The organism is Solirubrobacter phytolaccae, from assembly GCF_027587195.1.
In the GTDB taxonomy this organism is placed as follows: Bacteria; Actinomycetota; Thermoleophilia; order Solirubrobacterales; family Solirubrobacteraceae; genus Solirubrobacter; species Solirubrobacter phytolaccae.
On record NZ_JAPDDP010000011.1, the window covers coordinates 1 to 18,486 of the forward strand.

Annotated in this window: 18 protein-coding genes and 1 pseudogene; 14 read left to right on the forward strand and 5 right to left on the reverse strand. The window is 72.5% G+C overall.

Features of this window, described 5'->3' with window-relative positions:
- From OJ997_RS07985 to OJ997_RS08005, 5 genes and pseudogenes are all read left to right on the forward strand, one after another.
- Positions 1–468 (forward strand): annotated as a pseudogene (locus OJ997_RS07985) (hypothetical protein); the annotation flags it as partial.
- Positions 465–1,307, forward strand: a complete 843-nt coding sequence (locus tag OJ997_RS37430) for a DUF4129 domain-containing protein (RefSeq protein ID WP_270024545.1) — start codon at positions 465–467, stop codon at positions 1,305–1,307. The pseudogene OJ997_RS07985 and the gene OJ997_RS37430, both read left to right, overlap by 4 nt.
- Positions 1,304–2,185, forward strand: coding sequence for a DUF4350 domain-containing protein (locus OJ997_RS07995; RefSeq protein ID WP_270024546.1), 882 nt, complete (start codon positions 1,304–1,306; stop codon positions 2,183–2,185). Before OJ997_RS37430 ends, OJ997_RS07995 begins: the two co-directional genes overlap by 4 nt.
- Entirely contained in the window at positions 2,182–3,111 is a 930-nt protein-coding gene (locus OJ997_RS08000) for an AAA family ATPase (RefSeq protein WP_270024547.1), read from the forward strand. Before OJ997_RS07995 ends, OJ997_RS08000 begins: the two co-directional genes overlap by 4 nt.
- Entirely contained in the window at positions 3,108–4,352 is a 1,245-nt protein-coding gene (locus OJ997_RS08005) for a DUF58 domain-containing protein (protein WP_270024548.1), read from the forward strand. Before OJ997_RS08000 ends, OJ997_RS08005 begins: the two co-directional genes overlap by 4 nt.
- Here OJ997_RS08005 and OJ997_RS08010 read toward each other — a convergent pair.
- Positions 4,273–5,280, reverse strand: a complete 1,008-nt coding sequence (locus OJ997_RS08010; RefSeq protein ID WP_270024549.1) for a stage II sporulation protein M — start codon at positions 5,278–5,280, stop codon at positions 4,273–4,275. The two genes, OJ997_RS08005 and OJ997_RS08010, sit on opposite strands and share 80 nt — an antisense overlap.
- Before the next feature lie 6 nt (positions 5,281–5,286).
- Between OJ997_RS08010 and OJ997_RS08015 the strand changes: the two genes are divergently transcribed.
- The 7 genes from OJ997_RS08015 to OJ997_RS08045 all read left to right on the forward strand — a co-directional run bounded on the left by OJ997_RS08015 (position 5,287) and on the right by OJ997_RS08045 (position 12,756).
- Positions 5,287–6,045 (forward strand): RDD family protein, encoded by a 759-nt coding sequence (locus tag OJ997_RS08015; protein ID WP_270024550.1) that lies wholly within the window; start codon positions 5,287–5,289, stop codon positions 6,043–6,045.
- Positions 6,046–6,082: 37 nt separating this feature from the next.
- A complete protein-coding gene (locus tag OJ997_RS08020; protein WP_270024551.1) occupies positions 6,083–7,288 on the forward strand; it encodes an ROK family transcriptional regulator in 1,206 nt (401 codons plus the stop codon).
- 63 nt (positions 7,289–7,351) lie between these two features.
- Positions 7,352–8,509 (forward strand): ROK family protein, encoded by a 1,158-nt coding sequence (locus OJ997_RS08025; RefSeq protein WP_270024552.1) that lies wholly within the window; start codon positions 7,352–7,354, stop codon positions 8,507–8,509.
- A gap of 83 nt (positions 8,510–8,592) precedes the next feature.
- Positions 8,593–9,714, forward strand: coding sequence for a sugar ABC transporter substrate-binding protein (locus OJ997_RS08030; RefSeq protein ID WP_270024553.1), 1,122 nt, complete (start codon positions 8,593–8,595; stop codon positions 9,712–9,714).
- Positions 9,711–10,517, forward strand: a complete 807-nt coding sequence (locus OJ997_RS08035; protein WP_270024554.1) for an ATP-binding cassette domain-containing protein — start codon at positions 9,711–9,713, stop codon at positions 10,515–10,517. The genes OJ997_RS08030 and OJ997_RS08035 overlap by 4 nt, the downstream gene beginning before the upstream one ends.
- A complete protein-coding gene (locus OJ997_RS08040; protein WP_270024555.1) occupies positions 10,514–11,788 on the forward strand; it encodes a sugar ABC transporter permease in 1,275 nt (424 codons plus the stop codon). The genes OJ997_RS08035 and OJ997_RS08040 overlap by 4 nt, the downstream gene beginning before the upstream one ends.
- Positions 11,785–12,756, forward strand: a complete 972-nt coding sequence (locus OJ997_RS08045) for a Gfo/Idh/MocA family protein (protein WP_270024556.1) — start codon at positions 11,785–11,787, stop codon at positions 12,754–12,756. The genes OJ997_RS08040 and OJ997_RS08045 overlap by 4 nt, the downstream gene beginning before the upstream one ends.
- Here OJ997_RS08045 and OJ997_RS08050 read toward each other — a convergent pair whose 3' ends face one another.
- The 3 genes from OJ997_RS08050 to OJ997_RS08060 are packed head-to-tail and all read right to left on the reverse strand — an operon-like array spanning position 12,757 to position 15,630.
- Positions 12,757–13,365, reverse strand: coding sequence for a DUF6281 family protein (locus OJ997_RS08050; protein WP_270024557.1), 609 nt, complete (start codon positions 13,363–13,365; stop codon positions 12,757–12,759). It lies immediately after the preceding gene.
- A gap of 10 nt (positions 13,366–13,375) precedes the next feature.
- Entirely contained in the window at positions 13,376–14,215 is an 840-nt protein-coding gene (locus tag OJ997_RS08055) for an SDR family NAD(P)-dependent oxidoreductase (RefSeq protein WP_270024558.1), read from the reverse strand.
- Positions 14,212–15,630, reverse strand: coding sequence for a flavin-containing monooxygenase (locus OJ997_RS08060; protein ID WP_270024559.1), 1,419 nt, complete (start codon positions 15,628–15,630; stop codon positions 14,212–14,214). The genes OJ997_RS08055 and OJ997_RS08060 overlap by 4 nt, the downstream gene beginning before the upstream one ends.
- A 50-nt stretch (positions 15,631–15,680) precedes the next feature.
- Between OJ997_RS08060 and OJ997_RS08065 the strand changes: the two genes are divergently transcribed.
- Entirely contained in the window at positions 15,681–16,214 is a 534-nt protein-coding gene (locus tag OJ997_RS08065) for a TetR/AcrR family transcriptional regulator (protein WP_270024560.1), read from the forward strand.
- Positions 16,211–17,422 carry an MFS transporter gene (locus OJ997_RS08070; protein ID WP_270024561.1) on the forward strand — a complete coding sequence of 404 codons (1,212 nt, stop codon included), beginning with the start codon at positions 16,211–16,213 and terminating at the stop codon, positions 17,420–17,422. Before OJ997_RS08065 ends, OJ997_RS08070 begins: the two co-directional genes overlap by 4 nt.
- Here the strand turns inward: OJ997_RS08070 and OJ997_RS08075 are convergent.
- Positions 17,404–18,477: an aminotransferase class I/II-fold pyridoxal phosphate-dependent enzyme gene (locus tag OJ997_RS08075; protein WP_272599511.1), complete on the reverse strand. Its 1,074-nt coding sequence runs from the start codon at positions 18,475–18,477 to the stop codon at positions 17,404–17,406. The two genes, OJ997_RS08070 and OJ997_RS08075, sit on opposite strands and share 19 nt — an antisense overlap.
- Positions 18,478–18,486: the final 9 nt, after the last annotated feature.

Below are 18,486 nucleotides of genomic sequence, written 5' to 3' on the forward strand. Positions count from 1 at the left end.
CTTCCGAGCGAGCCGCCGGGCGCGGCCGAGGAAGCGCGCTGGGGGCGGCCGAGTGGGCCGCCGTCGGGCGAGCCGGGCGCGCCGCCGGCCGGACCGGGCGAGTCTTCGCCGGACGCGGCCGACGAGGCGCGGTGGGGGCGTCCGAGCGAGTCGTCGGCGCCGCCGAGCGGGCCGGGCGGATCGTCGCCGGCCGGCGGGCTGACCTCCGGCGATCCGCTGTCGGACGAGCCCACGCCGACCGAGGCACTGCCGCCCGCGCCGGACGAGCCCGCGCCGACCGAGCCGTTGCCGCCCGCGCCGGACGAGCCCGCGGCCGACGAGCCACCCGCGTGGGAGTCCCGCTGGGGCGCGTCTTCGCCCTTCGGTGAGTCCCCCTGGGAGGACAAGTCCGGCGACAAGGACAAGAAGGACAAGGACCGGGCGGACTGGCAGCCGCCCGAAGAGCCGCGCGGGCCGGGCGGGCTGTGACGCGCGCCCGCATCGCGGGCGTCGTGGTCCTCGTCGCGGCCTGCCTGGCGCCGGCCGCCGCGCACGCCACCGAGATCAGCGGCTCGGAGTTCCGGGCGCTGGTGACCGAGGGTGACGTGCGCGAGCTCGAGCAGGTCACGTCGGTCGACGGGCAGCCCGTCGATCTCGCGGCCGCGCTCGACGGCGCCGAGGGCGAGGAGCTCGAGCAGCGACTCGAATCGCTCGCCGCGCTGCCACCCGCCGGCACGTCGTCCGTCGACGACCCGACCGCGCAGGCGCGCGACATCCTCCAGGAGGAGCGCTTCCACGGCGGTGACGCGCCCGGGCCGTTCCGCGGCTTCGTCGACTGGCTCGGCGACCTCGCGCCGCGCGACCTGATCAACCGGATCGACGACTTCCTGCCCGGCGGCCGCGCCGTCGTCTGGATCGCGTTGGGCCTGGTGCTGTTCGTCATCGGCTTCCTGCTCGCGCACTTCTTCCTGACGCGCCGGATCGCGCTCTCGGAGGCCGCCGCCCAGGCGTACGCGCCGGCTACGGACGATCCCAAGGCGCTCGAGCGGCGCGCCGCCGAAGCCGAGGCCGCCGGCGACTTCGAGGCCGCGCTGCGCCTGCGCTTCCGGGCCGGGCTGCTGCGCCTGGACCAGCGCGGCGCGATCGCGTTCCGGCCGTCGATCTCCACGCACGAGGTCCGCCACACGCTGCACTCCGACGACTTCGACGAGCTCGCGACCACGTTCGACGACGTCGTCTACGGCGGCCGCGAGCCGCACACGGAGGACGTCGCGCAGGCGCGTGAGCGCTGGCCGCAGGTCGTCTCCTCCGCGCGGGAGCACGAGTGAGCTCCCGGCGCGGCACCATCTTCCTGCTGGTCGGCCTGCTCGCCGGCTTCCTCGTCGTGCTCGTCGTGATCGACCGGCTCTCGCCCGCGCCCGAGGGCCCGCCGTCGTCCTCGTACGCGACCACGCCGCTCGGCGTCGCCGCGTACGCGGCGCTGCTCGACCGCGCCGGCGTCACCGTCCGCCAGGTCCGCACGCCGATCGCCGAGCGCGAGCCCCGCGAAGGCGAGACGCTCGTGATCCTCGACCCGGACGTGATGGAGCCCGAGGAGGCCGAGGCGATCCGCGCCTGGGTCGAGGGCGGCGGCCGGCTCGTGCTCGGCGCGAGCAGCGAGGTGGCCTGGATCGAGCAGCTGCTGGACGAGCCGCCGCGGTGGACGAGCGCCGCCAGCGACGAGCACGAGCCGCTCGTCCCGCTCCCGGGCGTGCGCACCGTCGTCAGCCTCGACGGCACGGGGTTCGAGGAGCTCGGCGCCGCGCTGCCGATGCTCGGCCCGGCCGGGTCACCGCTGGCGGCGTCCGCGACGCTCGGCGCCGGCCAGGTGGTCCTGCTCGCCGACACCTCGCCGCTCACGAACCGCGGCCTCGCCCGCGCCGACAACGCCGCCTTCTCCCTCGCGCTCACCGGTGACGCGCCCGTCGCGTTCCTGGAGACCGTGCACGGCTACGGTGTCTCGCGCGGCTTCGGCGGGTTGCCGAGCTCGATCAAGTGGGCGCTGCTCGGCCTCGCGCTCACGTCGCTCGTCGCCCTGTGGGCGGCCGGCAAGCGCTTCGGCGAGCCCGAGGACGAGGATTCCGAGCCACCGCCGCCGCGCGTGGAGTACGTCGACGCCCTCGCGGGCTCCCTTGCCCGCGCCAAGCCCGAGAAGGAGCACACGTGAAGGAGCTGCACGCCCGCGTCGCCGGGGAGGTCCGCAAGGTCGTCGTCGGCCACGACGAGGCCCTCGAGGACATGCTCGCCGCGCTCGCCCTGGGCGGCCACGTGCTGCTCGAGGGCGTGCCCGGCGTGGCCAAGACGCTGCTCGCCAGCGCCGTCGCCCGCGCGCTCGCGCTGGACTTCCGCCGCCTGCAGTTCACGCCCGACATGCTCCCGAGCGACGTGACGGGCACGATGGCCCTGCGTGCCGGCGAGCTCGTCTTCCGGCCCGGCCCCGTGTTCGCGGGCGTGGTGCTCGCCGACGAGATCAACCGCACGCCGCCCAAGACCCAGGCCGCGCTGCTGGAGGCCATGCAGGAGCGCCAGGTGACGGTCGACGGTGAGTCGCACCCGCTGCCCGACCCGTTCCTCGTGCTCGCCACGCAGAACCCGGTCGAGTACGAGGGCACCTATCCGCTCCCCGAGGCCCAGCGCGACCGCTTCCTCGTGCACGTCAACCTCGGCTACCCGGAGGCCGACCAGGAGCGCGCGATGCTCCGCATGGGCCGCCGCGGCCTCACCCCGACCGGCATCGAGGACATCCAGCCCGTCGCCTCGGCCGAGGACCTGCGCGCCGCTCGCGCCGAGGTCGACGCCACCGAGGTCCACGACGAGGTCGTCGCCTACGTGGTCGCGATCGTCCGCCGCACCCGCGAGCTGCCGAGCGTGTCGCTGGGCGCGAGCCCGCGTGCCGCCGTCCACCTGCTGGGCGCCGCGAAGGCGTCGGCGCGCCTGTCCGGCCGCGGGTACGTCACGCCGGACGACGTGGCGCGCATGGCCGCGCCGGTCCTGCGCCACCGCCTGGTGCTCACCCCGGAGGCCGAGCTGGAGCGTGCGACGCCGATGGGCGCGATCCGCGCGGCCCTCGAGGACGTCCCGGTCCCGCGTTGAGCCCAGCTCCGCGCGCGGTCGCGATCCTCGCGGCGCTGGCTCTGAGCGCCCTGCTGATCCCGATCGGCATCGTCGCCCTGCTCGCGCTGGCCCTCGTCGGTGCCGTGGCCGTCGACGCGCGTGCGGCACGCCGCGCCCCGCAGGTCCAGCGGCGCGCGCCCGAGGTCCTCAGCCGCGGCGTCCCCGCGCCGCTGAAGGTCACGGCCACCGCGCCGGCGGGCGGCTCGGTGCGCGTGCGGCAAGGCGCCCCTGCGAGCGTTGAGGTCACCCCGCGGGAGGGGGAGAGCCTCGACGCCACCGTCGTCGCCAGGCGGCGGGGGCGCCACGTCCTGCCCGCCGTCGCCACCCGCGCGACCGGCCCGCTCAAGCTCGCCCGCTGGGACCACAAGGCCTCCGAGCCCACCACGCTGCGCGTCTTCCCCGACCTGCACACCGCGCGCCGGCTCGCGCTCGCCGTCGCCCGCGGCCGCTTCCGCGACCAGGGCGCCACCGCGCGCGGCCCGCTCGGGCTCGGCACCGAGTTCGAGCTGATCCGCGACTACGAGCCCGACGACGACATCCGCCAGGTCAACTGGCGCGCGACGGCACGGCTGGGCCGGCCGATGAGCAACCACTACCGGCTCGAGCAGGACCGCGACCTGATCCTCCTGATCGACGCCGGGCGCCTCTCCACGGCACCGCTGGCCGACGCGACGATCCTCGACGCCGAGCTCGACGCCGCCGTGGCGCTGGCGTTCGTCGCGGACGAGCTGGGCGACCGCACGGGCACGGTCGCGTTCGACGACGAGGTGCGCGTGGTGCTGCCGCCGCAGCGCAAGGGGGGCCAGGCCGTCGTGCGGGCGCTCTACGACCTCGAGGCCAGCCCGGTGGACTCCGACTTCGAGCTGGCGTTCAGACGCGCAGAGGGCTCCAAGCGCGCGCTGGTCGTCGTCCTCTGCGATCTGCTGGAGGAGGCCGCGACCCGGCCGCTCGTAAGAGCCGTCCCCGTGCTCACCCGCAGGCACGCCGTCGTGGTCGCCAGCCCGTCGGACCCGGCGCTGGAGGCGATCGCCCGCGCGGCGCCGACCGACCGCCTCAGCCACGCCCGCGCGACCGTCGCCAACGACGTGCTCGCCGCGCGGGCCCGCGCCGCCGCTCAGGTGCGCGCGGCCGGCGCGCGCGTCATCGAAGCGCCACCGGAGAAGCTGCCGGCGACCCTCGTCGCGCAGTACCTGCGCGCGAAGTCCCGCGCGATCCTCTGACGTAGACGAGCGTCCAGAACAGCGCGGCCAAGGCAAACCCCAGCCCCGCCTGGAACCACACCGGCAGCTCGGGCCCGGTCGCAAAGCCTTCCAACACGCCACACAGGACGAGCCACGGCACCGTCCCCACGGCCATCTCCACGGCCGGCAGCGCCTCGCGCCGCAAAGACGTCACCCGCCGCAGCGTGCCCGGCCGGATCAGCGACCAGCCCATCCGCAGCCCGGCGATCCCGCCGACGATGATGCATGAGAACTCCAGCGGCCCGTGCGAGGAGACCAGGCGCAGGAACGCGGTGCCGTTCCCGGCGCCGATCGCCAGCCCCGCGATCACGCCCAGGATGAGCCCGTTGAAGACGAGCGCCCAGACCGTGAAGGCGCCGAACGCGATCCCGCCCGCGAACGCGATCAACGTGACCTGGATGTTGTTGAACATCACGGCGGCCGAGAACGCGCTCGCCTCGGCGGCGTCGTAGTCGCGGCCCTCGACCGGCGGGTCCGCCGCGCCCTGGAACTCGGCCGGCATCAGGCCTGCCGCGGTCGGCGCGTCCAGCAGCCCCCAGACCGCGCCGAGCAGCCCCGGCCCGAGCAGCAGCGCCCACGCCGCGAAGATCAGCCACGGCCGCTCCGCGAGCCGCCGCCAGTAGCCGCGCGACACGAACTGCCACAGCGACTGGCGCGTGCCCGAACGGCCGTAGACGGCGGCGCGGCCCCGCAGCACGAGCGGCTCCAGCCGCGTCAGCAGCGGGTCGCCGGGGAAGCGCCGGCGCGCGAACGCGAGGTCCGCGGCGGCCGCGCGGTAGAGCTCGCCGAGCCGCCGCACACCGGCCGCGCCGAGCCGCTCCGGCTTGTTGCCGGCCTTGCGCACGAGGGCGTCGAGCTCGCCCCAACTCGACGACCGCTCCGCTTCGAAGCGCTCAGGGCTCATCATGTGGCCATGGAGTATGAGGATCGGCGGACCATCGCCACCCCGGAAGGAGTCCAACTCGCGCTTCCGCTCGCCAACATCGGCACGCGTTTCCTGTCGACGCTGGTCGACCTGCTGATCGGTGGCGTCGCCGCGCTGATCGTGATCCTGTTCGCGCTCGCCGTCGGCGGCGACGTCGCCGCGTCGATCGCCGCGGCCGCCTCGTTCCTCGTGTTCTACGTCGGCTACCACGTCGTCTTCGAAGTGGTGGGCGGCGGCCGCACGATCGGGCGCCGCGCGGCGGGGCTGCGCGTCGTGATGGACAGCGGCGCGCCCGTCGGCCTGCGCGCGAGCCTCATCCGCAACATCCTGCGGATCCTCGAGGGCGCGGCGCTGAGCTACGTGCCGGCGATCATCTCGATCCTCGCCACCAAGAACAACCAGCGGCTGGGGGACCTCGCGGCCGGCACGCTCGTCGTCCGCGACGTCAAGGCGCCGGTCTACGAGGCGCCGCGCGTGCAGGTCCCGCCCGCCCAGTTCCAGAGCTGGGACGTCGCCGGGGTCGGGGAGACGGAGCTGATGGCCGTGCGCACGTTCCTGGATCGGCGGCACTCGTTCGCCCCCGGACCGCGCGCCGCGCTCGCCGCCGAGCTGGCGACCAAGCTGCGCCCGATGGTGCCCGGCGTGCGCCCCGGGCTGCACGACGAGCAGTTCCTCGAGTACCTCGCGGCCGCAAAATCCGGTGCAACAGCACCACCGGTCGGTGGGTCCATGCCGCCCTACAGTTGATCCACGGTCCAGGCTCCGCTCTAATGGGACCGCTTACATGCCCCCTGGTCGCGCCGGTTCTCTCGAATCCCTTCGCCGTCTCAATCGCCTGCGCGTCATTCGCGCGCTGCGCGACGAGGGTCAGATCTCGCGTGCCGAGATCGCCCGCCGCACCGGCCTGAGCCGCTCCACGGTCTCCAGCCTGGTCGCGGACCTGCAGTCGGACGGGCTCGTCGTCGAGCGTCCGGAGCCCGGCCTCGCGCACGGCTCCTCCGGCGGCCGCCCGCCGATCCTGCTCAGCTTCGACGCGAGCGCCGGCGCCGCGGTCGGCGTGGACTTCGGCCACAGCCACCTGCGAGTAGCCGTCTCCGACCTCGCGAGCACCATCCTCGCCGAGCGCACGCGCCCGCTGGACACCGACCACGACGCGTTCGAGGGCCTCGAGATGGCCGCCGAGCTCGTGGTCGAGACGCTCGCCGACGCGGGGGTCGCGAAGGAGCTCGTGATCGGCGCGGGCATGGGCCTGCCCGGCCCGGTCGACCAGGGCGACGGCACCGTGCACTCGTCCGCGATCCTGCCCGGCTGGATCGGCATGACGGTCGCCGAGGAGCTGCAGAAGCGGCTCGAGATCCCGGTGATGGTCGACAACGACGCCAACCTCGGCGCGCTCGCCGAGGCCGCTTTCGGGGCCGGCCGCGACGCCACGGACCTCGTCTACCTGAAGGTCTCCAGCGGCATCGGCGCCGGCCTCATCCTCAACGGCCGCCTGTACCGCGGCAGCGCCGGCCTGGCGGGTGAGCTGGGCCACGTGCTCGTGCACCCGGAGGGCATCGTCTGCCGCTGCGGCAACCGCGGCTGCCTGGAGACCGTCGCCGCGACCGGCGCGCTCGTGGACCTGCTGCGCCGCTCGCACGGCGACGACATCACGATCGAGCGCATCCTCGAGGCCGCCCGCGAAGGCGACGCCGGCTGCGTCCGCGTCATCCACGATGCGGGCCGCGCGCTCGGCACGGTCGCCGCGACGCTCCTGAACGTCCTGAACCCCGAGATGCTGATCGTCGGCGGCCACCTGGCCGCGGCGGGCGACCTGCTGCTGGACGGCATGCGCGAGTCGATCGGGCGCGCCGCGCTCCCGGAGACCTCGCGCGGCGCCCAGGTCGTAGCGGGCGTGCTCGGGGAGCGCGCCCACGTGCTCGGCGCGCTCGCGCTGGTGGTCTCCGAAGCCGACCGCGTGCTGCCCACGCGGCTCGCTCTCGCCGGATAACAACAGCTCCGAACTAATCGACCGTTGCGGTCGCGATAGTTTCGCCGTACCGTTCCGAAGCCGATGGAAAGGACCTCCAAGCGCGACGCACGTGCGCGCGTCGTCGGGGTCCTGGCTGAGGCCGGGGCCGTGTCGCGCGCCGATCTCGCGCGCCGCGCGGCGCTCGCGCCGTCCACCGTGTCGGCGGTGGTGAGCGACCTGCAGGCCGCGGGGCTCGTCGTCGAGCCCGCCGACCCCGTGCACCCGCCGGAGCGCCAGACGGTGGGCCGCCCACCGGTGCTGATCGCGCTGCACCGCAAGGCCGGCGTCGTCGCCGGGATCGACTTCGGCAAGCGCCACCTGCGGATGGCGATCTCGGATCTCAGCCACCAGCTGCTCGCCGAGCGCCACCGCGCGCTGGCCGACGACGTGCCCGCCCGCGAGGCGATCGCGCTGGCCAAGGCGATGTTCCGCGACGCGCTCGAGGAGGCCCAGGTGCACTCGGGCGAGCTGCTCGGGATCGGCATGGGGCTGCCCGGCCCGGTGCACCGTCCCTCGGGCCAGCTTGGGAACTCGACGATCCTGCCGGGCTGGGTCGGCATCAATGCCGCCGAGGCGGTCGCGGAGGCGCTCGGGCATCCGGTCGAGGTCGAGAACGACGCCAACCTGGGCGCGCTCGGCGAGTGGATGTGGGGCTCGGGCCGCGGCGTCGACCACATGGCCTACGTGAAGGCCGCGACCGGCATCGGCGCGGGCTTCATCGTCGCGGGGCAGCCGTACGTGGGCGCGGGCGGGACGGCGGGGGAGCTCGGCCACACGGTCGTCGACCCCGGCGGGCCGATCTGCCGCTGCGGCAACCGCGGCTGCCTGGAGACGCTGGCGGGCGCCCCGGCGGTGCTCGGCTCGTTAAGAGATGTTCACGGCGACGACCTGACGCTGCCCGAGGCGGTCGAGCTCGCGCTGCGTGGCGACGCGGGCTGCGCGCGGGCGATCGCGGACGCCGGCACGGCGATCGGCACGGCCGTCGCGACGCTCTGCAACCTCTTCAACCCGCGCCGCGTCGTGGTCGGCGGTGATCTGGGCCACGCCGGCGAGCTGCTGCTCGAGCCGCTGCGGGATTCCCTGCGCCGCGGAGCGATCCGCTCGGCGGCCGACGACGTCCAGGTTTTGGAGGGGGAATTGGGCGAGCGGGCCGAGGTGTTGGGCGCCGTCGCGCTCGTTCTGGGTCGCGTCGTGGCTTGACACCTCTACATTTGGCGGGGAATACTTCGAATTCGCAGATAGTCGCCAGTCTGCGGTTCCGTCTGGAGAAGGGGAGAACCCATATGAAGTTTCGTGCCCTAGGGGCAGTCGCCGTCGCAGCGACCCTTGCGTTTTCCGTCGCCGCGTGCGGCGATGACGAGCCGACCACGTCCGGTGGTGGCGGTGGCGGAGAAGCCACGCAGGAAGCGACGAAGGCCAAGGTCGGCGTGATCCTGCCGGACGCCGCGTCGTCGGCCCGCTGGGAGACGGCGGACCGCAAGTTCCTCGGTGAGGCGTTCGACGCCGCCGGCGTGGAGTCGGACATCCAGAACGCGAACGGCGACAAGGCCAAGTTCGCGACGATCGCCGATCAGATGCTCAACGCGGGCGCGAACGTGCTCCTGATCGTCAACCTGGATTCGCCGTCCGCGGCGGCCGTGATCAACAAGGCCAAGCAGCAGGGCGTGCCGGTCATCGACTATGACCGCCTCACGCTCGGCGGTGGCGCGCAGTACTACGTGTCCTTCGACAACGTCGCCGTCGGTACGGCGATCGGCTCGGGCCTCGTGAAGTGCATGCAGGACGCCGGCAAGTCGTCCGGCCCGGTGGCGCTGCTCAACGGCTCGCCGACCGACAACAACGCGACCCTGTTCAAGCAGGGCTACGAGAAGGCGATCACCGACGGCGGCTACACCGTCGCGGCCGACCAGAGTGTCCCGGACTGGGACAACACGAAGGCCGGCACGATCTTCGAGCAGATGTTCACGAAGGCCAAGGGCGACTTCGTGGGCGTCGCGGCCGCCAATGACGGCCTCGGCGGCGCGGTTGCCGCGGTGCTGAAGCGTGAAGGCGCCGAGGAGATCCCGACCACGGGTCAGGACGCCACGGACGAAGGCCTGCAGCGCGTGCTGCTCGGCACCCAGTGCGTGACGGTCTACAAGGCCATCAAGAAGGAAGCCGACGCGGCCGCCGCACTGGCGATCGCGCTCGCCAAGGGCGACACGGCCGGCGCCGACGGCCAGGCCACGGGCTCGGTGGAGGACACCGAGACCAAGCAGCAGGTCAAGTCGGTGCTGCTCGAGCCGCAGCAGATCACCAAGGAGAACGTGAAGGACGTCGTCGCCGACGGCTTCACCACCGCGGACAAGATCTGCACGAGCGAGGCCCTGCAGAAGGCCTGCGAAGAGAACGGCGTCAGCGGATGAGCGAGGCCGTCGAGGGACAGCAGCGGGGCCCGCTGCTGTCCCTGCGCGGGATCAACAAGAGCTTCGGCGCGGTACAGGTCCTGCGGGGCGTGGACCTCGACGTCCGAGCCGGTGAGGTGACCGCGCTCGTCGGGGACAACGGCGCCGGCAAGAGCACTTTGATCAAGTGCATCGCGGGGATCCATCCCTTCGACGACGGCGAGATTCTCTTCGAGGGCCAGCCCGTGACCATTCACGGGCCCAAGGACGCCAACGCGTTGGGGATCGAGATCGTCTACCAGGACCTGGCCCTGTGCGACAACCTCGACGTGGTCCACAACATGTTCCTCGGGCGCGAGCTGCACTCGGGGATCACGCTGAACGAGACCGAGATGGAGAAGCGCGCGGGCGAGACGCTGAAGTCGCTGTCCGTGCGCACCCTCCGCTCGCTGCGTCAGAACGTGTCGTCGCTCTCCGGCGGTCAGCGCCAGACGGTGGCGATCGCTCGCGCGGTGCTGTGGAACTCCAAGCTGGTGATCCTGGACGAGCCGACCGCGGCCTTGGGCGTCGCCCAGACCGAGCAGGTGCTCAACCTGGTGCGCCGGCTCGCGGAGAACGGGCTCGGCGTGGTGCTCATCACGCACAACATGAACGACGTCATGCAGGTCGCGGACAGCATCGCCACGCTCTTCCTGGGGCAGATGGCGGCGCAGGTGCGCACCAAGGACGTCAACAACACGCAGGTGATCGAGCTGATCACCGCGGGCCGTTCGGGTGAGCTCGGCCTCAAGCCGCGCGAAGCCGCGGAAGCGGGTGTGGCATGAGCGCGACGCAGGAGCCCACGGGCCAGGTCTCGCAGTTCGACCTGGAGACGACGCCCGGCCAGGGCGGCATCGGCGAGGCCGCGGGCGGCTACTGGGAGCGCATCAAGGGCGGCGATCTCGGCGCCCTGCCGGCGGTCATCGGCGCGGTCGTGCTGGTGATCGTGTTCGGGATCATGGAGCCCGACTCGTTCCTGACCGAGCAGAACTTCGCGAACCTGCTCAACCAGGGCGCGGCGATCATGGTGCTCGCGATGGGTCTGGTCTTCGTCCTGCTGTTGGGCGAGATCGACCTGTCGGCCGGCTTCACGGCCGGTACCGGCGCCGCGATCCTCGGCGTCACGCTGACCAACCACAACTGGGCGTGGCCGCTGGCGATCCTCGCGGCGCTGCTCACGGGCGTGGCCATCGGCTTCGCGATCGCGTTGCTCGTGGCGCGGCTGGGGATTCCGTCGTTCGTCGTCTCGCTGGCCTTCTTCTTGGGCTTGCAGGGCGCGATGCTGCTGATCATCGGCGAGGGCGGCACGATCCCGATCCGCAACGAAGCGGTTCTGAAGGTGATGAACCAGAACATGTCGGTGGCGCTGGGCTGGCTGCTGGCGTTGATCGTGATCGCGGGCTTCGCGGGCACGTCGTTCTGGGCGATCCGCACGCGCAAGAACGCCGGGCTGCCGGTGCCGGCGATGTCGGTGTGGGCGGCGAAGGTCGTCGCGCTGGCGGTCGTCGTGCTGATCGCGGTGTTCCTGCTCAACCAGGAGCGCCAGCGCGCGAACGCGCCGATCATCATCCAGGGCGTGCCGTGGGTGGTGCCGCTGGTCGTGGCCCTGGTGGTCGCGCTGACGTTCCTGCTCATGCGGACCAGCTTCGGCCGGCACGTGTACGCGGTCGGCGGCAACGCCGAGGCGGCGCGCCGGGCGGGCATCAACGTCCCGAACATCAAGACGGTCTGCTTCATCCTCGGGTCGACGCTGGCGATCGTGGCGGGCATCCTGCTCGCGTCGCGTGACAACAGCGTCTCCCCGACCACGGGTGGTGCGCAGACCCTGCTGTACGCGGTCGGCGCGGCGGTCATCGGCGGCACCTCGCTGTTCGGTGGACGTGGCCGGATCGTGGACGCGGTCACCGGCGGTCTGGTCGTGGCGATCATCGCCAACGGTCTCCCGCTGGTGACGCAGAAGTCCGGCGTGCAGTTCATCATCAACGGCCTCGTGCTCCTGCTCGCGGCCAGCGTCGACGCCATCTCCCGTAGAAGGGCAGCGGCAACCGGCAGATGATCCGCTGGGGCATCCTCTCCACCGCGCGCATCGCGGACAGAATCGTCGACGGTGCGCGCGGCGCGGAGCATGCGCAGATCACGGCGGTGGGCTCGCGTGACCTCACGCGGGCCCGCGCCTGGGCGGACGAGCGCGGCATCGAGCACGCGTATGGCTCCTACGAGGAGCTGCTCGCGTCAGACGAGGTCGACGCGATCTACATCCCGCTGCCGAACTCGATGCACGTCGAGTGGTCGATCCAGGCGTTGGAAGCGGGCAAGCACGTGCTGAGCGAGAAGCCGCTCGCGCGTGACCCGGAGCAGGTCGAGCGCGCGTTCGACGCCGCCGACCGCACCGGCAAGCTCTTGATGGAGGCGTTCATGTGGCGCTTCCACCCGCAGACCGAGGAGGTCGTGCGGCTCGTGCGTGACGGCTCGATCGGCGAGCTGCGCGTCATCCGCGCGGCGTTTGGCTTCAACCTCCCGTGGCTGGAGAACGTCCGCTGGGACCCCGCGCTGGAAGGCGGGGCGCTGATGGACGTCGGCTGTTACTGCGTGAGCGCCGCGCGGCTCATCGCCGGCGCCCAGCCGGAGCGCGTGAGCGGCGAGCAGGTGCTCGGCGGCGGTGGCGTGGACGCCCGCTTCACCGGGCTGCTGCGGTTCCCGGGCGACGTGCTCGCGACCTTCGACTGCGGCATGGACGTGCACCGCCGCAACCAGCTCGAGGTCGTCGGCAGCGAGGGCACGATCTTCGTTCCCTCCCCGTGGCAGACGCCGCTGGGCGCGCGCATCGTCCTCACCCGGGACGGTGAGCCGGAGGAGCTGACGCCAGAGTCCGTCGACCCCTATACGCGCGAGCTCGAGGAGTTCGGCCGCGCGGTGGAAGGCGGCGACGCGCCCCGGATCGGCCGCGCCGACGCGCTCGGCCAGGCCCGCACGATCGACGCGCTGTACCGCGCCGCCGAGAGCGGCGCGGCCGTCAGCCTCTGATCATCCGCGCGCGATCCGGCGCGCCTTGATCCAGATCTGCCCGTACGGCTTGCGCTCGCACGCGCGGCCGCCGACGCGGATCGTGGTCCCGGGGGCGACGAACCCGGTGCCGTGACGCTGGAGCTCGACCTTCGTGTCGGGGTCGACGATGATGCGCGCGCCGTTGACGTACAGGCCGATCGCGTCGGTCGTCGCGACGCCCTTGACCTGGCACGGCGCGCCCGTGACCTCCGGGCCGCGGCCGAGGTTGAGCACCTTGTGCAGCGGATGTGACGGGAGGGCCGGGAACGCGGACTGGCTGACGTAGATCATCGACGCGCCGGCGGCGATCGCGATCGCCGGGGAGACGCCTTCGAGCTGGGCGACGGGCACGTCATGGAACGAGGGCGGCGGGACGTAGCCGTTGACGATCGCGTCGTTGCAGGCGGGCTGCTTGGCCACCTCGGGCATCGCCGCACCGATCTTCACGCCGGGAAGGTTGTTCCCGACGCCGATGTACGAATAGGTGCGCCACTTCAACGTGGCGATGCAGCTGGCCTCGCTGGGCGCGGCGTGCATGGCGAAGCCGGCGCACACGGCGGCGCCGGCGAGCAATGAAGCTCTCCTCATAGGAGCGAGGCTAGCTCGAAATTCGGCGAGCGAACGCGCCCGCGAGACCTTTTTCGGCGAAGTGGCCTCGCTTGGCCAGTTGCTGCATGCGGCGGCGGGTGACGGTGTCGACGACGCGGCGAGGGAGCAGGCGCACGACCGCGTAGGTGATCGTGCCCTCGCGCGTGGTGGCGAGGTCGCGGGCGGGTTCGCCGAGCGCGGCGCGGACGAGCGTGCGCGCGGCGTCGGCCACGTCCTCCACCGGCACCGCGCCTTCCAGCGGGACGCCGGCGGCGGTGGACTCGGTGTGGATGGGCGTGCGGATGTAGCCGGGGTAGACCGTGGTGACGTCGACCCGGTCGCCCTCTTCGAGCCGGAGCAGGTCGCTGTAGGCGACGACGCCGCGCTTGGACATCGTGTACGCGGTCGAGAACGGGACGGTGACGTGGGCGAGGCCGCTCGCGACGTTCACGACGCGGCCGTGGGACTCACGCAGGGCGGGCAACGCGGCGCTGGTCACGCGCCACGGGCCGACGAGGTTGACGTCGAGCACGGCGAGCGCGCCGTCGTCGGGCGCGGCGGCGGCGCTCTGGGGCGTGCCGAGGCCGGCGTTGTTGATCAGCACGTCGAGGCCGCCGAGCTGCTCGACGGCGTGCGCGACGGCTTCGTCCACGGAGGCCTGCGAGCGCACGTCGCACTCGAGGTCCGCGCCGCCCAGGTCGAGGCCGACGACCGCGCACCCGCGCGAGCGCAGCAGCTCGACCGTCGCGCTGCCGATCCCGCCGGCCGCGCCGGTGATGAGAATCCGCGGGCGAAGCCCGAAGCGACCGCGGTGACGGCCCTCGCCGAGAGTGGAATTGGTCGCCTTCATGCGATCACGTACTCCTCTTCCTTGAAGCGTGCGGTCCGGCGCCGGTAGCGCCAAGTCCAGTCGGGCCACAGCGTGGGGTTGTTGCCCTGCGCGTCCTGATACCAGCTCTCGCAGCCCGTGCTCCAGACCGTGCCGCGCATGCGCCGCTGCACCTCGGCGTGGAAGCGGGCCTCGACCTCGGGCCGGACCTCGACGGTGCCGCCGGTGCGCAGCGCGTCGAGCACGTAGGCGATCTGCGCCTCGATCATGTACACGACCGAGGTGTGCCCGAGTCCGGTGTTCGGGCCGAGCAGGACGAAGCAGTTCGGGAAGCCCGGCACCGTGATGCCCAGGTGCGCGCGCGGCGAGCCGTCCCAGACCTCGGCGAGCGATCGTCCGTCCCGGCCCCGGACGAGCTTGCCGACCGGCAGGTCGAGCACCTGGAACCCGGTGCCGAAGATCAGCGCGTCGACCTCGAGCTCGCGCCCGTCGGTGAGCACGACCGAGCGCTCGCGTACCTCCGCCACGCCGTCGGTCACCAGCTCCACGTTCTCGCGCGCGAGGGCCGGATACCACGCGTTGGACGGCAGGATGCGCTTGCAGCCGACCGTGTAGTCGGGCGTGGCGCGCGCGATCACCTCGGGGTCTTTGAGCGCGCGCTGCATGTGCTTGCGCCCGGCGCGCTCGAGCAGCTTCATCAGCCGCGGCTGCTTGACCATGCCGAGCACGAGCAGCTCGCGGCCCGCGTAGATGCCGTGGCGCAGCGCGCGCTGCAGCGGCGGGAAGCGCTTGTAGAGGTGTCGCTCGAACGCGCTGATGGGCCGCGCGCTGTGCGGCATCACCCACGGCGGCGTGCGCTGGAGCACGTAGAGCTGGGAGACCTCGGGCGCGATCTTCGGCACGTACTGGATCGCGGAGGCGCCGGTCCCGACGCTCGCCACGCGCTTGCCCCGCAGATCCACGTCGTGGTCCCAGCGCGCCGAGTGCATCTTCACGCCCTGGAACGTGTCCAGCCCCGGGAAGTCCGGGAGCTTGGGCTCGACGAGCGGGCCGGTGCCGGCGACGAGGTAGCGTGCGCGCACCGGTCCACCGGTCGTGTCGAGGTTCCAGTGCGTGCCGTCCCACGATGCGCCGCGCACCTCGGTGTCGAGCCTGATCTTCGGCCGGAGCGGCTCGGCGACGCGCTCCAGGTAGGCGCGGATCTCCGGCTGGCGCGAGTAGGTCCGCGTCCAGTCCGGGTTGGGCGCGAACGAAAACGAGTACAGGTGCGAGGGGACGTCGCAGGCGCAGCCCGGATACGTGTTGTAGTGCCACGTCCCGCCGACGCCGTCGCCGCGCTCGAGCACGACGAAGTCCTCGATCCCCTCCTGGCGCAGGCGGAGCCCCATGCCGAGGCCGGCGAAGCCCGCGCCGATGATCGCGATCTGGACGTCCATACCTGGTTACATTGCCGTAACTTACGTCACTGTAACCTGACATTGGTCACATGCGGATGACGGCCGAGCAGCGCAGGGAGCAGCTCCTGGACGCGACGAAGGCGATCGTGCTCGCGGACGGCTTCCACGCGGTGTCGATCGAGGCCGTCGCACGGGCCGCGGGGATCACCCGGCCGATCGTCTACGGGCATTTCGACGATCTGCGCGGGTTGCTGGAGGCGCTCGTCGACCGTGAGGCGCTGCGGGCGCTGCGCCAGCTCCCGGAGACCTACGACGACCTACTTGGCGCGCTGACCGCGTACCTGCACGCGGTGCGCTCGGACCCCGGGACGTGGCGGCTCGTGCTGATGCCGCAGGAGGGCGCGCCGCGGCTGCTGGGCGAGCGGATCGCGGCGGGGCGGGCGGCGGTGGTCTCGCGCTTGGCGGCCGCGGTCGGGCCGGGGGCCGGGCTGCCGGACCCGGAGCTGTCCGCGCACATGTTGCGCGCCTACGCCGACGAGGCGGCGCGGCTGACGCTCGAGGGCTACGACGTCGAGCGCATCCTCGAGCTCACCCGCCACACGCTCGCCAAGCTGTCGGCGTGATCCTCCCCGATCTGGGACTGCTGCGCCGCCGGCGCGACTTGCGGCTGCTCGTCGGCGGCTCCACCGTGTCGTTGATCGGCGCCGCGTTCACGCAGGTCGCGCTGACGGTCCAGGTGTTCGACCTCACCGACTCGACGGTGGCGGTCGGCCTGCTCGGCGTCGCCCAGTTCATCCCGATCATCGCGCTGGCGCTGATCGGCGGCGCGCTCGCGGACGCGTTCGACCGGCGCAAGCTGATCTTCGGCGCGGAGCTGGCCTCGGCGTTCGTGTCCGCGGCGCTGCTGGTGAACGCGCTGCTGCCGGAGCCGCAGCTGTGGCTGCTGTACGTCGCCTCGACCTTGTTCGCGGCCGCCACCGCGGTCTTGCGCCCACCCTTGGACGCGCTGCTGCCCCGGCTGGTGGAGCGGGACGAGCTCAAGGCCGCGAGCGCGATCAGCTGGTCGCTCATGAGCATCTCGGGGATCGTCGGGCCGGCACTGGCGGGGCTCGTGATCGCCGCCGGCGGGGTCGAGACCGCGTACGCGATCGACGTCGTGTCCTTCGTCGGGTCTTTGACCGCGTTCGCGCTGATGCGCACGCCGCCACCGCCGCCGGACGCGGAGCCGCCGTCGCTGCGGGGCGTGCTCGAGGGCGTCAAGTACGCGGGGTCACGCCAGGAGATCCTCGGCTCCTACGTGATCGACATGCACGCGATGTTCTTCGGCATTCCCTTCGCGTTGTTCCCGGCGATGGCGGAGCGCTACGGCGGGACCGAGGTGGTGGGGCTCCTGTGGGCCGCGCCGGCGGTCGGCGCGATCGTCGCGATGCTCACCAGCGGCTGGAGCGTGCGCATCCATCACAACGGCCGCGCGATCGTGTTCGCCGCCGCGGGCTGGGGCGCGTTCATCGCGCTGTTCGGGTTCGCCGACTCGCTCTGGCTGGCGCTGGTGGCACTCGCTTTGGCGGGCGCTTCGGACGCCATCAGCGGCATCTTCCGCGGCGCGCTGTGGAACGAGACGATCCCGGACCGGCTGCGCGGGCGGCTCGCGGGGATGGAGATGATCTCGTGGTCCTCGGGGCCGCTGCTGGGCAACGCGCGGGCCGGCTTCGGCGCGTCGTGGCTCGGGCTCGGGCCGTCGGTCGTGGCGGGCGGCGTGGTGGTGGTCGCGGGGTGCTTCGCGCTGGCCGCGGCGTTGCCGAAGTTCTGGAACTACGACTCGAGGGAGTGAAGCCTGCGCGCGGCCTCGTCGATGACGGGGAGCCGCTTGCAGAACGCGAAGCGCAGATACGGCTTCAGGCGCTCCTTGTCGGTGCTGAAGACCGCGGTCGGGATGGCGACGACACCTGCCTTGTGCGGCAGCTCGCGCGCGAACTCCGTCGCGTCCGTGCCGACGTCGACGTTGGCGAAGTACGTGCCCTGCGGCCGCGCGACCGTGAACTGGCTGAAGGCGTCGCACAGGTGGTCGCGCTTGGCCTGCAGCTCGGCCGCGAAGTCGGTGTAGAAGTGCGTGGGGAGGCGCAGCGCGGCGGCGCCGGCGTGCTGGAACGGGGTCGCGCCGGCGAACGTCAGGAACTGCTTGGCGGTCCGCACCGCGGCGACGAGCGGCGCCGGCCCCGTCGCCCACCCGACCTTCCAGCCCGTGACGCTGAACGTCTTGCCGAGGGAGGAGATCGTCAGCGTGCGCTCGGCCATGCCCGGCAGCGTCGAGAGCGGGATGTGCTCGAGGCCGTCGAACACGAGGTGCTCGTAGACCTCGTCGGTGATCGCGATCAGGTCGTTCGCGATCACGAAGTCCGCGATCCGCTGCAGCTCCTCGCGCGTGAACACCCGGCCCGTCGGGTTGTGCGGCGAGTTGACAAGGAGGATGCGCGCCTTCGGCGTGGCCTTGAGCTCGTCGAACGTGAAGTCCGGCGGGTTCAGCGGGATCGGCACGAAGTTCGCGCCGGTCATCTTCGTCGCGGCGGAGTACGAGTCGTAGCTCGGGTCGAACGCGAGCACGTCGTCGCCGGGTTCGGCCAGGGCGAGGATCGCGGCGGCGATCGCCTCGGTCGCGCCCATCGTCACCTGCACCTGCGAAGCCGGGTCGAGCTCGATCCCGTAGAAGCGCTGCTGGTGCTCGGCGATCGCGTGCCTCAGCGTGGGCACGCCCGGCAGCGGCGCGTACTGGTTGCGCCCGTCGCGCATCGCGGCCTGCGCGGCCTCGATCACCGCGGCCGGCCCGTCCTCGTCCGGGAAGCCCTGCCCGAGGTTGATCGCGCCCGTCTTCTCGGCGAGCGCGGACATCTCCGTGAA

Bases quoted from the DNA above. Each gene is read 5' to 3' on its own strand.
- OJ997_RS08010 (WP_270024549.1), bottom strand. From the start codon at position 5,280: ATGATGAGCCCTGAGCGCTTCGAAGCGGAGCGGTCGTCGAGTTGGGGC.
- OJ997_RS08015 (WP_270024550.1), top strand. From the start codon at position 5,287: ATGGAGTATGAGGATCGGCGGACCATCGCCACCCCGGAAGGAGTCCAA.
- OJ997_RS08020 (WP_270024551.1), top strand. From the start codon at position 6,083: ATGCCCCCTGGTCGCGCCGGTTCTCTCGAATCCCTTCGCCGTCTCAAT.
- OJ997_RS08025 (WP_270024552.1), top strand. From the start codon at position 7,352: ATGGAAAGGACCTCCAAGCGCGACGCACGTGCGCGCGTCGTCGGGGTC.
- OJ997_RS08030 (WP_270024553.1), top strand. From the start codon at position 8,593: ATGAAGTTTCGTGCCCTAGGGGCAGTCGCCGTCGCAGCGACCCTTGCG.
- OJ997_RS08035 (WP_270024554.1), top strand. From the start codon at position 9,711: ATGAGCGAGGCCGTCGAGGGACAGCAGCGGGGCCCGCTGCTGTCCCTG.
- OJ997_RS08040 (WP_270024555.1), top strand. From the start codon at position 10,514: ATGAGCGCGACGCAGGAGCCCACGGGCCAGGTCTCGCAGTTCGACCTG.
- OJ997_RS08045 (WP_270024556.1), top strand. From the start codon at position 11,785: ATGATCCGCTGGGGCATCCTCTCCACCGCGCGCATCGCGGACAGAATC.
- OJ997_RS08050 (WP_270024557.1), bottom strand. From the start codon at position 13,365: ATGAGGAGAGCTTCATTGCTCGCCGGCGCCGCCGTGTGCGCCGGCTTC.
- OJ997_RS08055 (WP_270024558.1), bottom strand. From the start codon at position 14,215: ATGAAGGCGACCAATTCCACTCTCGGCGAGGGCCGTCACCGCGGTCGC.
- OJ997_RS08060 (WP_270024559.1), bottom strand. From the start codon at position 15,630: ATGGACGTCCAGATCGCGATCATCGGCGCGGGCTTCGCCGGCCTCGGC.
- OJ997_RS08065 (WP_270024560.1), top strand. From the start codon at position 15,681: ATGCGGATGACGGCCGAGCAGCGCAGGGAGCAGCTCCTGGACGCGACG.
- OJ997_RS08075 (WP_272599511.1), bottom strand. From the start codon at position 18,477: ATGTCCGCGCTCGCCGAGAAGACGGGCGCGATCAACCTCGGGCAGGGC.